Annotated in this window: 10 protein-coding genes; 6 read left to right on the top strand and 4 right to left on the bottom strand. The window is 67.8% G+C overall.

Annotated features, from left to right (window positions below):
- Window positions 1-11: 11 nt before the first annotated feature.
- Both I7X18_RS04505 and stpK7 read right to left on the bottom strand, forming a co-directional pair.
- A complete protein-coding gene (locus I7X18_RS04505; RefSeq protein WP_193044354.1) occupies window positions 12-1262 on the bottom strand; it encodes a KasA/KasB family beta-ketoacyl-ACP synthase in 1251 nt (416 codons plus the stop codon).
- Between the two features lie 94 nt (window positions 1263-1356).
- Window positions 1357-3174 carry a serine/threonine protein kinase StpK7 gene (stpK7, locus tag I7X18_RS04500; RefSeq protein WP_193044355.1) on the bottom strand — a complete coding sequence of 606 codons (1818 nt, stop codon included), beginning with the start codon at window positions 3172-3174 and terminating at the stop codon, window positions 1357-1359.
- Between the two features lie 240 nt (window positions 3175-3414).
- Between stpK7 and I7X18_RS04495 the strand changes: the two genes are divergently transcribed.
- The 6 genes from I7X18_RS04495 (at window position 3415) to I7X18_RS04470 (ending at window position 10913) form a co-directional block, all read left to right on the top strand.
- On the top strand, window positions 3415-3999 hold the full coding sequence (locus I7X18_RS04495) for a MarR family winged helix-turn-helix transcriptional regulator (RefSeq protein ID WP_193044356.1): 585 nt from the start codon (window positions 3415-3417) through the stop codon (window positions 3997-3999).
- Between the two features lie 169 nt (window positions 4000-4168).
- The gene (locus tag I7X18_RS04490; protein ID WP_193044357.1) at window positions 4169-6916 is read left to right on the top strand and encodes a helix-turn-helix transcriptional regulator; all 2748 of its coding nucleotides are present in this window, start codon (window positions 4169-4171) and stop codon (window positions 6914-6916) included.
- A 120-nt stretch (window positions 6917-7036) separates the two neighbouring features.
- Window positions 7037-7360 carry a hypothetical protein gene (locus I7X18_RS04485; protein WP_193044358.1) on the top strand — a complete coding sequence of 108 codons (324 nt, stop codon included), beginning with the start codon at window positions 7037-7039 and terminating at the stop codon, window positions 7358-7360.
- 311 nt (window positions 7361-7671) lie between these two features.
- A complete protein-coding gene (locus I7X18_RS04480) occupies window positions 7672-8979 on the top strand; it encodes an NtaA/DmoA family FMN-dependent monooxygenase (RefSeq protein WP_198730524.1) in 1308 nt (435 codons plus the stop codon).
- 18 nt (window positions 8980-8997) lie between these two features.
- Window positions 8998-10461 carry an APC family permease gene (locus tag I7X18_RS04475; protein WP_193044359.1) on the top strand — a complete coding sequence of 488 codons (1464 nt, stop codon included), beginning with the start codon at window positions 8998-9000 and terminating at the stop codon, window positions 10459-10461.
- A 119-nt stretch (window positions 10462-10580) separates the two neighbouring features.
- Complete coding sequence (locus I7X18_RS04470) at window positions 10581-10913, top strand: putative quinol monooxygenase (protein ID WP_193044360.1); 333 nt, start codon at window positions 10581-10583, stop codon at window positions 10911-10913.
- A gap of 4 nt (window positions 10914-10917) precedes the next feature.
- Here I7X18_RS04470 and I7X18_RS04465 read toward each other — a convergent pair whose 3' ends face one another.
- Together I7X18_RS04465 and I7X18_RS04460 are read right to left on the bottom strand one after the other, a co-directional pair.
- Window positions 10918-11232 (bottom strand): STAS domain-containing protein, encoded by a 315-nt coding sequence (locus I7X18_RS04465; RefSeq protein ID WP_193044361.1) that lies wholly within the window; start codon window positions 11230-11232, stop codon window positions 10918-10920.
- On the bottom strand, window positions 11232-13766 hold the full coding sequence (locus I7X18_RS04460) for a SpoIIE family protein phosphatase (protein WP_193044362.1): 2535 nt from the start codon (window positions 13764-13766) through the stop codon (window positions 11232-11234). The genes I7X18_RS04465 and I7X18_RS04460 overlap by 1 nt, the downstream gene beginning before the upstream one ends.
- Window positions 13767-13825 lie beyond the last annotated feature (59 nt).

Genomic DNA, 13825 nt, shown 5'->3' with positions numbered 1-13825 from the left:
GCGGTTCGGGCTCAGTACGCGCCGAACACCAGCGCGACGTTGTGCCCGCCGAGGCCGAACGAGTTGCTGACGGCATACCGGTAGTCACCGCGACGGGGCTCGCCGGTCACCACATCGAGGTCGATGTCGGGGTCGAGATTGCGGAGGTTGAGCGTCGGCGGCACCACCCCGTCGCGCAACGCCTGCACCGTGGTCACCGCCTCCACCCCCCCGGCCGCGCCGAGCGAATGCCCCAGCGCCGCCTTCGGCGCGTACACCACGGGCCGGTGGCCGCCCAGCGCATGGCTGATGGCGCGCGCCTCGGCCACGTCGCCGAACGCGGTGCCGGTCGCGTGGGCGTTGACGTGGTCGATGTCGGACGGCTGGAGTCCGGCCAGGTCGATCGCGTGCGTCATGGCGTCGCCGGCCGGCACCCCGCTCGGGTCGGGTTCCACGATGTCGTATCCGTCGGAGGTCATGGCCGCGCCCATCAACCGGCCGAGGATCGGCGCCCCGCGCGCCTTTGCGTGCTCCTCGGTCTCGACGAGCAGCAGCGCGCCACCCTCCCCGAACACCATGCCGTCACGGTCCTTGTCGAACGGACGGCACGCGCCGGCCGGGTCGTCGTTGCCGGTGGACAGCACACCCATGCGGGTGAACGAACCCACCGGGACCGCCTCGATCCTGGTCTCCACCCCGCCGCAGATCGCCATCTCCACCTCGCCGAGGACGATCTGCCGCCACGCCTGCGCGATGGCGGCCGCACCCGATGCGTCGCCCATCAGCGGGGAGACGATGCCGCCCTTGGCCTGCCGGTCGAGCCCCACCGCCGCCGCCGGCGCATTGGGCATGTACATCTGTACCGCCAGCGGAGACACGGCGCGCATCCCCTTGTTCCGCCAGTTGTCGTACTGCGCGGGGATCTCCTCGGTCGAGCCGAGCGCGAGCCCGATCGACACCATCAGGCGGCGGGAGTCGATGTCCGGCGATCCCGCGGCCTCCCACAGCCGCCGGCCCAGCACCGTCGACATCTTCTGCATGTACGACAGCCGGCGCAGCTCGACGCGGTTGAGGTGTTCGTCGAAATTCTCCCGCAGCTGACCGCCGATACGCACCGGTGAGCCGAGTTCGTCGACGAACCACGAATCGAGTGGGCGGATACCGCTGTGTCCGGCCAGCAACTGCTGCCAGGTGTCCTCGGCGTCGGGCGCCAATGCGGTGGTCGACGCCAGCGCGGTCACCACCACGTCGGCGAACCCGCTACCGGTTCTCAACTTGGCCATGACTGCGAATTCCTTCACTACTCGCGTGACGACGTTGAGTGCTCTACAAGAGAATACGCTGCGGCAGTGTTGTTTTCGCCCCCCTGTTTCGGGGTCAGCGCACCGCCCCGTTGATTGCCGGGTGGTCGATCATGCCCTTCTCCACACCCCACATGGTGGCGATCGTGCGGTACTCACCGGTGGCCATCAGGTGTTCGAGCGCCAGACGCAGCGACTCCGCCAGCTCCGAACCCTTGGCCACCGGCCATCCGTAGGGCGCCGAGTCGAACACCTCACCGGCCGGTTCCAGAGCGCCACCGGAGGTCTTGATGGCGAACCCGGTGACCGGCGAGTCGGCCGACATGGCCTCGACCTTGCCTGCGAGCAGTGCCGCCGTGACGTCGTCCTGTTCGGTGAACACCACCTTCTCGACGGGCTCCCGCCCGGCTGCGACACAGGCCTCGCTCTTGGCGGGCAGCTCCTCGGTCTCCTGAATCACGCTGTAGGCCACACCGACTCGTAGGCCGCAGGCGTTCGAGGGGTCGACCGTCGCCCCGGCCCGCTGCGCCCAGAGGGTGCCCGCTTCCAGGTAGGTGACGAAGTCGACGGTCTTCTCGCGCTCGACGGTGTCGGTGATGGACGACATGCCCACCGTGAACGCCCCCGACTGCACCGACGGAAGCACACTCTCGAACGCCGTCTCGCGGAACTCCGGCACCAGGCCCAGCGTGCGGGTCACGGCCTTCATCAGGTCGACGTCGAACCCGACGATCTCCCCGAAGGCGTCGCGGAATTCGTTCGGCGCGTAGGGCACATTGACCCCGATGACCAGCCGGCCCGACTCGCGGACGTCCGCGGGCACCGTCGCCGCGATGGACGGCACCGCACCCGGGGTCGGTACCGGCACTGGCGTCGCGGTGTCCTCGGAGACCACCACCTGCCGCGGGGTGCGGGTGCGTTCGGGCCAACCGCTCCACTGCCAGGTCACCGCACCCGAGATCAGCACCAACACCAGCCCGGCGGCGGCCGCCGCGGCCGCCCGCCTGGTCAGTCTGCGGCGCACCGGAATCCGCGCCGACCGCGCCGAGTGCTTGCCCGCCCGGCTCGACCAGCGCACCGGCGACGTCAACGCCCGCCTCGCGGCCGCGGCCAGCTCCGCTGCCGACTGGTAGCGCTTCTCGGGCTTCTTCGCCATTCCCTTCTCGATCACCTCGTCGAAGGAGGCCAGTCGGGGATCGGTCGCCGACGGCTTGGGCACCGGCGCCACGATGTGCCCGGCGATCTGCTGCTCGAGGCTGTCCGCCGGATACGGCCGCGCTCCCGTGAGGCACTCGTAAAGCACGCAGGTCAGCGCGTAGATGTCAGAACGCGGGTCGATCTTGCCGCCGTTGAAGCGCTCCGGCGCCATGTAGGCCAGCGTGCCCAGCGTGCTGCCCGCCGTCGTCATGCCCGGCTCACCGGCGCTGCGGGCCAGCCCGAAGTCGATCAGGTACACGAAGTCGCGCTCGCTGATCAGGATGTTCGACGGCTTGACGTCCCGATGGATCAGGGCCGCCGCGTGCGCGGCGTGCAGCGCCGTGGCCACCTGTTCGACGACCTTGACGGCGAAGGACGGCAGCAGCGGCTTATCCGCCTCCTGCAGGATCGTGCCGAGGTTGCGCCCCTCGATCAGGCGCATGTCGATATAGAGGCGACCGTCGATCTCGCCGTAACTGTGGATCGGCACCACGTGAGGGTCCTGGACGCCGGCGGCTGCCTGTGATTCGCGCCGAAATCTCCGCTGGAACGTCGAGTCCTGCGCCATGTGCGGTGGCAGCACCTTGAGTGCCACGATCCGGTCGGTCTGGGTGTCGTAGGCCTGGTAGACCTCGCCCATTCCGCCCCGGCCGATCAGCTTCTGGAGCTGGTAGTGCCCGAATGGTGTCGCGTCCACCGTTGTACTCCTCGGCAGCGGCCAATCGGTGTGTCGAGGAGAAATTACCGCACGTTTGCCGAAATTGTCGCCAGTCAATCTGCGTACCCGTCAAACTTCCACAGAAGTGCGCTTATGGCAAATTTGGTGAAGGGTAGGGAAACCCCCGATTCCTCGGTGCATACCTGTGTTCGACAATTGTGGCAACGAACTGCCGTGGGGAGCGGCCAGTCATCCGCAAGTGCGACGAAGGGGTGAAAAGTGTTACAGCAGGTCGCGGATCGACAAACCAGCATCGACCACCGCGCGGACGGGGGACACCGTCGCGCCGGCAGTAGGGGAACTTTACAAGTGACAGCGACGGGGCGTACCCCGAGCGACATGCCGGGTCTCGACATCGGCGAGCTGAAGTCCTGGCAGAACTATCTGGACGCCGCCTTGCGGCTGCAGGCCACATTGAACCACGAACTCAACGACGCCTGCCGGCTGACCCTCGAAGACGTCCGACTGCTGCACGAGCTCGCGAAATCGGCCACCGGTTCGGTCCGCATGGGTGCGCTCGCGCAGACGCTGGTGTCCACTCCGAGCCGCGTCAGCCGCCGTGTCGACCGGCTCGAGGCGCGCAACCTGGCCCACCGTGCGTCCAGCGATCGGGACGGCCGCTACGTCCTGGCGACCATCACCGACGAGGGGCGCTCGCTGCTCGGCAACGCGATGACCGTCTACGGCCAAGCCGTCCGCACCCATTACCTCGACCCGTTGAGCCGGGCCCAAACCGCCGCGATGGCGGAGAACTGCCGTCGCATCAACGCCGCCCTGTCCCCCGAACTGCGCGCGGCCAACTGAATTCGGCGGCGTCGCGTCCGTCCGGAACTGACGGCGACGATAGTTTGCAGGGCTTCCTGTTGCAGATGCAAGAAACGGTTGGGCGAAACCGGCCCTGAGCACTAGCACCGCGGCAAAACATACCGGGGGTCGGTTTCCACGTCGCTTTGCTGTTTGCGATCATTGCGTAGTGGACGGGCTGCGGAGCACGCCGGCCGGATCGCCGGCCGTCGCCGAGTTCCTCGCTGCCGTCGCCCAGGGACCTGCTGGACTGCTGCTCGAGGGTGAGGCCGGCATCGGGAAGACCCGGCTGTGGCTCACCGCCGTCGAAGAAGCGCATCAGCGCGGATATCGGGTGCTGTCAGCCCGCGCCGGTCAAGCCGAGACCTCGCTGGCGTACGCGGTGGTCGCGGACCTCCTCGACGACATCGACCCCGCCGTCACCGAGAGTCTCCCCGAAGTGCAGCGCCTGGCCCTGGACAGGCTGCTGCTGCGCGGTGACGCCGACGGTCCCGACACCGACCACCGGGTGGCCGCGGCGGCCGTACTCAACACCGTCGAGATCCTGTGCCGGGAGCGGCCGGTCGTGCTGGCCGTCGACGACGTGCAATGGCTCGACGTGTGCAGCCGCGAGGTCATCGGCTTCGTCGCACGACGGCTGAGCGGGCCCGTCGGGTTACTGCTCACCAAGCGCACCGAAGAGCCCGGCAACGTCCGCACCGACTGGCTGCAGCTCACCCAACCCGACCGGCTGCGCCACCATCGCGTCGCGCCGCTGTCACTGGGCGGCCTGCACGCAATGCTCTCGGAGCGGCTGGGCCGCTCGTTTCCGCGGCCCACGCTGATCAGGATCGCCGAGACTTCCGGCGGCAACCCGCTCTACGCGCTCGAACTGGCCCGCGCCATGTCCGAGCAGACCGCGGCGGGTGAACCAGCGCTGCCCGCGTCACTGGCCGACGTCGTGCGCCGGCGCATCCACGGCATCGACGAGGTGGTGCGCGACGTTCTGCTTGCCGCCGCATGCGTCGCCGCGCCCACCGTCGACCTCCTGGCCAGTGCCACCGAGAAATCTCCCGAGGAAGTGCTCGAGCTGCTGGAAGCCGCCGAAAAGCAGGGCCTGGTGGAGATCGACGGCCTCACAGTGCGATTCGCCCATCCTCTGATCGCGCGAGGGGTGTACTCCGAGGCGGGGCCCGCCCGGCGCCGCCACATGCACCGGCGGCTGGCCGGCGTCATCCACCAACCCGAGCAGAAGGCCCGTCACCTCGCGCTCGCCGCGACCAGCCACGACGACGACACGCTCGCCGCCCTCGACGCGGCCGCCGACGCCGCCCGCAGCCGCGGCGCCCCCGCAGCGGCGGCCGAGCTCCTCGAATTCGCGATGCGACTCGGAGGCGACACCGACCTACGCCGGTTGCAGGCCGCGGCGCACTACTTCACCGCGGGCGACAGCGTGCGCGCCGAGGAACTGCTCTCCACCACGCTGCCCCGGATGCCACACGGCCCGCTACGCGCGATCGCCTCGATGGAGCTTGCGGGAATCGTGATGGACCACAACGACTTCCAGCATGGAATGGAGCTGCTCGACGAGGCACTCGCCGACTGTGACTCCGACCCCACGCTCCAGGTGCACTGCCTGCTCTCGCTGAGCATGGCGCAGACGAACTGCGGTGATCACGAATCCGCCCTGCGCAATGTCGACCGCGCGGTGGCGATCGCCGAGGAGGCCGGCCAGCACCAGCTGATCGGGCATGCCCTGACCGTGTGGGTGTTCATCCGATTCATCTTCGGATTCGGCGTCGACCAGCAGCAGCTGCACCGGGCCCTCGACTACGAAGACCCGAACGACGAAGTGCCGCTGCCGTTCCGGGCCCGCGCGGTGGCCGGCCTGCTCGACTCGTGGACCGGACGCCTCGACGAGGCGGACGCCGCGCTGCAGGACCTGCGGAGCTACAGCCTGGACCGCGGCGCCGACCGTGACCTGCTCACACTCGCCGTGAGCGGCACCCTGCTCGAAGTGTGGCGCGGACGGCTCGACGAGGCGGCCACCTACGCCGACGATGCCGTCGAACGCGCCGAACAGGTCGGCGGCGAGAACTCCCGCCTGGTGGCGCTGGGCGTGCGCGGAATCGTCAGCGCCTACGCGGGCCGGGTGCGCGCCGCCCGCGCGGATGCCGAAGCGGCGCTGGATATGGCGCGCCGCAGCGGGGCCATGCGGATGTCGTGGTGGCCGCTCGGGGTGCTGATCGTCCTCGAGGTGTCGCTGGGCAACTACCCCCAGGCCCTCACCACCCTCGAGCCGCTGCTCGTCGACTACCTGGCGGCGCCGGGCAACGAGATCTTCAACTCCTTCTTCGTCCCCGACGCAGTGGAGGCGCTGGTGGCGGTGGGACGAACCGCCGAGGCTCGACCCCTGATCGAACGGTTCGAGACCGACGGCCGGCGCCTCGACCGTCCGTGGTTGTCGGCGGTCGCAGGACGTTGCCGCGCAATGGAACTGGCTGCTGGCGGTGACGTCGACGGTGCGGTCGCCGTGGTCACCGAGGCGATGGACCACCACGAGCGGCTACCGATGCCCTTCGAACGGGCACGCACCGCACTGCTGCTCGGGCAGTTGCAGCGCAGGCAACGCCAGAAGGAAACGGCCGCCGCGACACTGGGTGAGGCGCTCGAGACGTTCGAGAGCATCGGGGCCACGCTGTTGGCGCAGCGGGCCCGCGAAGAGCTCGCCAGGGTCAACGTGCGCCCCACCCGGGATCAGGGCCTCACCCCGTCGGAGCGGCGGGTCGCCGAACTGGCCGCGTCGGGAATGAGCAACCGCGACATCGCCGCCGCGCTGTTCATCAGCATCAAGACGGTCGAGGCCAATCTCGGGCGGGTGTACCGCAAGCTCGGCGTGCGCGGACGCGTCGCCCTGGCCCGCAAGCTCGACGAGTGACGGCGTCGATCCGCCCGGCCGCGCGTAGCGATCTGGGACGCAGGTACCGCATAGAACTGAGGCGGCAAGAGTAGGGAAACCCCCAATTCGTCGCGAGCCGATAGGCCCTAGCGTGTGAATATGCTCACTGTCGACGCTCAGCCGTCGGGTTGTCTGGCCGAGTGGTACCTGCCAGACCTCTCCGAAGAGCTGATCGACGCCTTCGTCGCCCGAATCGAATCGGTCGCCGCTCAGATGCGCGCCGAGGGTACCGACATTCATCTGGTCCTCACCCTGGCCGTGCCGTCGGACGAGGTCCTCTACGGAGTCTTCGACGGATGCGAACCCGCGCTCGTGTCGCGCACATGTGAACAAGCCGGCCTGGCGCCCCAGCGGTTGAGCAGCAGGGTCGGGACACGAATCCTGCACTCATATGAGCAACGTAGGGAAAACCCCGATTCCTGACGGTTCCGCCGCTTGGTTCACTTGACAAGGACGCAGGAGCGATCTTGGTCCAGGTGCGTCGCCCGGGGGATGCGACGTCACAATTGCTTGTCTACCTGCCGACGGGGCGGCAGGTAGACAAGCTTTTGTCGTATCTGCGCGGCGCAATGGCCCATTCATGACCGCCTGACCTGAGGGTTTGGCGTCCGCCACTGGCGCAATACCGACGTTCGAATGCGGCCACCCTGTCGAAATGGCCAGTCGGTCAACTCTCACGACGCACCCCGAGTGGTCGACGCCGCCCGCTCCACCCCCACGGTCCTGGAGTCGTTGTGTCGAAGAAGATGCATCTCGGTTGGTTCATGAACTACGCGCCCCCGCAGTGGCTCGATCCGTTCGACCGGGTGAACACGTCGTGGACGAACGCCGACTTCCACATCGAGATGGCCCGCATGCTCGAGGGCGCGTGCTTCGACTACCTGATGATCGAAGACACCCTGATGGTGTCCAACGCATACGGCGGCTCCACCGAGGCCGCGCTGAAACACGCCCTGCAGGTGCCCAAGCTCGACGCCACCGTGCTGGCCGCCGCCGTCGCCAAAGCGACCACCAGACTCGGCGTCATCGCCACGGCCTCGATCCTGTCCTACCCGCCGTTCACCCTCGCCCGGATGATCGCCAGCCTCGACCATCTCTCCGACGGCCGCTTCGGGTGGAACATCGTGACCTCCGGCGAAGAACAGGCCGCCCACAACGTCGGACTCGATGCGCTCCCACCGCGGCAGATGCGCTACGACATGGCCGACGAATACGTCGACGTCGTCACGAAACTGCTTGCCTCCTGGGACGACGACGCCGTCGTCATGGACCGTGAGACGGGAACGTTCGTCGACCACACCAAGGTCCACGAGGTCAACTACGTCGGCAAGTTCTACAAATCCCGTGGTCCCCTCAACGTCCCGCAGTCCCCGCAAGGGCGCCCCGTCTACCTGCAGGCGGGTGGATCCCCGCGCGGCAGGCAGTTCGCGGCCGAGACGGCCGACTCGATCGTCGCCATCGCCGAGGGCATCGACGGAATGATCGAGTACCGCAACGATGTCCGTGCGCGGGCGCAGGCCGCCGGCCGCAATCCCGACGACATCAAGGTCCTGTTCCTGGTCACGCCCGTGTTGGGCGACACCGCCGAAGACGCGGAAGCCAAGCGCCACAAGATGGTCAACACCGACGCCTTCATCACCGGCCAACTCGGAATGATCTCGACAGTCACCGACATCGACTTCTCCACCTTCCCCCTCGACGAACCTCTACCGCCACTGACCACCAACGGTGAACAGGGTTCGCTGACCAAGTTCGCCCAGGCGGGCAGCGGGAAAACGCTGCGCCAGCTGGCCACTACTGCAACGGGATTCGCCAGCTGCCTGCCGCTCGTCGGCACACCCGCAGGCGTCGCCGGGCAAATGGCCGAGGCCATGGACGCTGTCGGCGGAGACGGGTTCCTGCTGACCACCCCGATCCAGCACCTGAGCCGTCGATACGTCACCGACATCACCGAAGCGCTGGTGCCGGCGCTGCGCGACCTCGGGGTCGTGCGGGAGTCATACGAACACAGCACTCTCCGCGAAAATCTCCGCGCCTTCTAACCCCTCGAAAGGCATGACATGACCACGACGATCCCACCGGGTGCCGCCGAGCACGGCGAGCACGCCACCGTCAACCGTCAGTACTCGACCGGCACCGCACTCGGTCTGGCGTTCATCATCGTCTCGCCGGTGATCGCGCTGTTCGCCATCCTGCACATGCTGGTCGCGACGGACGGGCCGCGGGCCGCCCTCGGCGTCGGCGTCGTCCTGGTCGGGCAGATCCTGATCTGTCTCTCACTGGCCGAGATGGCCGCCAAATGGCCCGTGCAGGGCGGCATCTACCAGTGGGTGGTCCGCGCGATCGGCGTGAAGGCGGGCTGGGTCTCCGGCTTCCTCTACATGTGGACGCTGATCATCGCGCTGGCCTCACTCGCGGTGGCCTGCATGGGGTTCGCCGACATCGTGCTTGGCGTGACGATGAGCACGGCCGGGCAGCTGGTGTTCGCGCTGGCCTTCATCGGGGCGGCCGTGCTCCTGAACGTCATCGGTCCCACCCTGCTCAAGATCGTCGTGGTGGTCAGCGTCGGCATGGAGTTGATCGCGAGTATCGGAATCAGCGCGGTGCTGTTGATCTTCCACCGCCACCAACCGTTCTCGGCGCTCTTCGAGGCATTACCGTCGAGCGCGGGCACCGTCGCGGGGGGCACGGCGCTCCTGTCGGTCATGGCCATCGCGGGCTGGGCGTTCCTCGCCTTCGAAAGCGCCACGGACCTGGCGGAAGAAGTCCGCCACCCGAGGAAGGCGCTGCCGATGGCGATGCTCGGGGCGCTGCTGTCCGTCGGCGCGCTGGTCCTGCTCTCCTACATCGCGATCGTGCTGGCCATCCCCGACTACGACGCCCTGCTCGCCAGCGGCGAGGATCCGGCCGCGTACGCGTTGGCGATCAACCTCGGCGCGTGGGCACCCACGGTGTTCTACGGGCTGGTGCTGACGAGCTTCTTCGCCGGAGCGGTGGGCATCGTCGCCGGCGCCGCCCGCGTCGCATGGTCCTACGCCCGCGAGGGCAGGCTGCCCGCCTCCAAGCACCTCAGCCAGCTGAAGACCGCACGCGCGCTGCCGATTCCGGCGATGGTGTTGGTCGGCATCGTCGCGGCGGTGATCGTCGTGCTCTCCCTCGCCGACACCATTTACACGATGCTGGTGAGCTTCGTGACGTTCGGCTTCTTCCAGGCCATGTGGCTGGCGCTGTACGGCCGGATGTACCAGGTGATCCGGGGACGGTGGCAGGCCCACCCCGGCGGATACCGATTGGGCCGCGCCTCGACCCCGCTGGCGGTCGCCGCATTCCTGTGGTGCAGCTTCGAACTCGTCAACGTGGCGTGGCCGCGCGACACCGGCTCGCCGTGGTACGTCGAATGGGCCACCATCGTGGTGTTCGTCGTCCTCTCCGGGGTCGGCATCGTCATGGCGAGTCGCTATTCCGTCCCCCGCACACCGCCGGTCGCCGTCGCTGCCACCGCCGCTGCGGGCGTCGGCGACTGAGGGCAGGCGCACAACCACACTGAGCCGCGGAATATCGGGGGCAGGTTGCTGCGTTGACACAACTCATCGAATGCCGTGTTGACGAACAGAACCACTGACCGCTGTGAGGGGATTGCCCTGTGCCCGAGAAGATGCCTCGAGTCACCGACGATGAGCTCTACATGAGCAATACACTGACCATCCGCACCGAATCTCGCTCGGCGTACCTGGAGGAGCTGCAGAAGGTAGTCCCGCAGGCCAGGGCGCTCGAAGGCTGCCTGCTTCTGGAGGTCGGAGAAAGCGTCGAGGCTCCAGGGACTTTCGTGCTCACCGAGCGTTGGCGAAACGGCCTCGAGTATCTCAACGAGTACCTTGCGCTGCCCTTCTATCGGGAGTACCTCTCCCGCACGGAGGACATGTATGCCGCACCGCGCAACGTCGTTGTGCTGGAGTCGATCACGCCGACACGCTGAGTGGTCAGTGCCCGCGTTCGACGGTCACCAGTTCGGCCAGGCCGCTGATTCTGAGGGTCGACATCAGCAGCGGGTGAGCGATGAGTTTCTCGATGTGGTCCGCGCGGGCGAACAGCACGTTGATGGCAGCGCTGTCCAGGTACTCCACCGCGCTGAAATCGACAGTCAGTGTTCCGCTTCCGCCACCCGCCTCCGTGGTGGCCGTGGCGAGGGCTTGTTTGAGCGCGTCGATGTTGCTCATGTCGATCTCCCCCGCTGCCGACAAGATGCGCTCTCCGTCATCGCACCGCACGGTTTCGAAAGTGAGCGACATGGTCATCAGGTGATCCTCGCGGATAGGTGAACTGTGGTCCCGGCGGCGCCGTGATCGATGGTGACGTCGTGCATGAGCCCCTTCATCAGGGCGATACCCCGGCCCCGATGGAGGCTGGGAACCTGTTGCTGGGGCTTCCACGTGCCGGTATCGACGATGGTCAACCGCAACTGGTCGACCAGGGCGATCGCGCGCAGGCTGATCATCCCGCCCGGACTATGGCGGTGACCGTGTTCGATGGCGTTGGCGACGGCCTCTCCGGCGGCGACGAGCACGTCCATGGCCAGGTTCGGGTCCACGCGGGCGCGGGTCAACCAGCTGCGCAGGGCGGCGCGGGTGGGAGCGAGGTGGCTGGCGTCGGCCGGAAAATCCAGCTCCAGCGGCGCGGGATGGCGGTACAGCAGAAGGGCGACGTCGTCCTGATATCCGCCGCTCGGTGCGAGCCCGGTCATGATCTGGTCCGCCAACTCGTCCAGCGCTGAGGCGCGGAGGTCCCGAACGAGGTCGGCGGCGCGAGAGATGCCGGACTCCAAGGCCATTCGGCGGCGTTCGACCAGACCGTCGGTGTAGAACAGCAGGGTCGCCCCCGCCGGCATGGTCAGCCGGGCTTCGGGACGGGGCCACCGGGCGCGCATTCCCAACGCGATGGTGTGGCCCTCCTCGAGCATCTGGGTGGTGCCGTCGGCGAGGACCAGGATGGGCGGCGGGTGCCCGGCGCTGGAGTAGACCAGTTCACCCGTGTCGGGGTTGAGCACGGCGCAGACCGCGGTGGTGCACTGGGCGCCGGGCAGTCTGGCAGCGAAGCGGTCCATTCCCTCGAGGGCTGCGCCGGGGCTCGCGTTGCCGAACAGAAGTGCACGGCAGGCGCTGCGCACCTGACCCATCACGGTCGCCGCGGCGAGGCCGTGGCCGACGCAGTCGCCGACGATCAACGCGATGCGCCCATCGTCCAGACCGACGACGTCGTACCAGTCACCGCCCACCTGTAGGGGTCGGCTGGCGGCCTGATACCGCACCGCGAAGCCCGGCGGTAGATCGGCGGGGCCGAGAATCGCGTGTTGTAGCGCCAGCGCGGTCTCGCGCTGTTGGTCGACCTGGTGCACCCGTTGCAGACCCTGGCCGAGCCGGCCCGCCAGCACGGTCAACAAGGTTTGGTCCTCGAGGGTGAACGACCGCTCCTCGACCAGATCGATCCACACGACGAGCACGCCGTCGGGATGCTGCATCGCGATCCCCGCCGTACCGGGCCGCGTCGTGTTGGGGGTCAGCAGGTCGCCGTCGCGCAACGACGTCAGCATTCGTTGTGTCTCGGGTGGTAGGTCGACCCACTGCGCGGACTCGCCGACCGACACCAGCTGGGGTGCGGTCTGGGTGGCGGGTACGTGGGTCGGGAAGGTGACGGCGAGTACCCGGCGCGCCCGCCACAGCCGGCGCAACTCCTCGGCTGCGGCGTTGACGGCGTCACCGACGGTGTCCGCCTGCGACAGTTCCTGATTGAGCGCGTGCTCGCGACCAGCCGCCAGCGCCAGCGCGATCGCCGCGTGCCGGGCGAAATCACTGACCAGCTCGAGGTAGTCGTTGTCGAAGGGCGGCTGGTGGGGCCGGCGGGCAACGGCGATCACACCGAGTACGGCATCGTCGGCGGTCAGTGGCATGACGATCGCCGAGCGCTCGCCGACGTCGGTGAAGCCCTCGATCGGGTACTGAAAAGAGTCGGTGATCAGCGGTAGTCCCCGGCGCGCGACCCCACCTGTGGTCGAGCCGTCCATGGGAACCTGGCGACCGATCACCTCGGAGGCGTACCGGCCCGCCGTCGCGGCCACGACAAGGGTGTCGACGTCACTTCCGGGCCGATCAGGCTCCTTCGGAACCAGCAGGATCGCCTGCTCGGCATCGGCCAATTCCAGAGTCCGGTTCACGATGAGCTGCAACGGCCCGGTCTGTGGGTCGCCGGACAGCATCGCCGTCGTGATCTCGCGGCTGGCCTTCGTCCATTTCGCCGCTTCACGCTCTCGCTCGAAGAGTCGCGCATTGTCTATCGCCGCAGCCGCCGCCGTCGCCAACGCCCGAACGGCACCCTCCTGGAAATCGGAGAACAGCCGGCCGGGCCGGTCATCGGCGAGGTAGAGATTCCCGAAATCAGCTCCCCGTACCGTGATGGGTACTGCCAGGAGTGCCCGTATCGGTGAGTCGTCGCCGACCTGCTCGCGGGTATATCTCGAAGCACTCAAGTCGTCGATGCGGAGACCGTCGCCCACCGGCAGAGTGCCGAGCCGCCACGCCGTGTCGTCATCGAGTCCGTTGTTCAGGACCGAGACCAGCTCGCCGTCGGACCCGCGAATCCCCAGCGCTCCGCACCGAGCGCCGGTGAGTTCCATGGCGGCACTGACGATTCGGTGCAACGTCACATCGAGGTCCAGATCGGAACTGATCTCGACGATGACCCGCACCAGTTCTTCGAGTTGGTGGTGCGCTGCCACCAGCTCGTCGAGTTGTCCGTGCAGCGCGTTCCACTCGGTCTCGCCGCGGCCAACGTTCATATCTACAAAATAGTGGCTGGGTGCACCCGCGAAGCAGTCGCGGCTATTCCGATCGGGCC

This window comes from Mycolicibacterium baixiangningiae (assembly GCF_016313185.1).
GTDB lineage: Bacteria > Actinomycetota > Actinomycetes > Mycobacteriales > Mycobacteriaceae > Mycobacterium > Mycobacterium baixiangningiae.
This window is presented reverse-complemented; position numbering and strand designations above follow the sequence as displayed.

Coding starts and splice junctions, on each gene's coding strand:
- I7X18_RS04505 (WP_193044354.1), bottom strand. CDS start 1,262: ATGGCCAAGTTGAGAACCGGTAGCGGGTTCGCCGACGTGGTGGTGACC.
- I7X18_RS04475 (WP_193044359.1), top strand. CDS start 8,998: ATGACCACGACGATCCCACCGGGTGCCGCCGAGCACGGCGAGCACGCC.
- I7X18_RS04485 (WP_193044358.1), top strand. CDS start 7,037: ATGCTCACTGTCGACGCTCAGCCGTCGGGTTGTCTGGCCGAGTGGTAC.
- I7X18_RS04460 (WP_193044362.1), bottom strand. CDS start 13,766: ATGAACGTTGGCCGCGGCGAGACCGAGTGGAACGCGCTGCACGGACAA.
- I7X18_RS04465 (WP_193044361.1), bottom strand. CDS start 11,232: ATGACCATGTCGCTCACTTTCGAAACCGTGCGGTGCGATGACGGAGAG.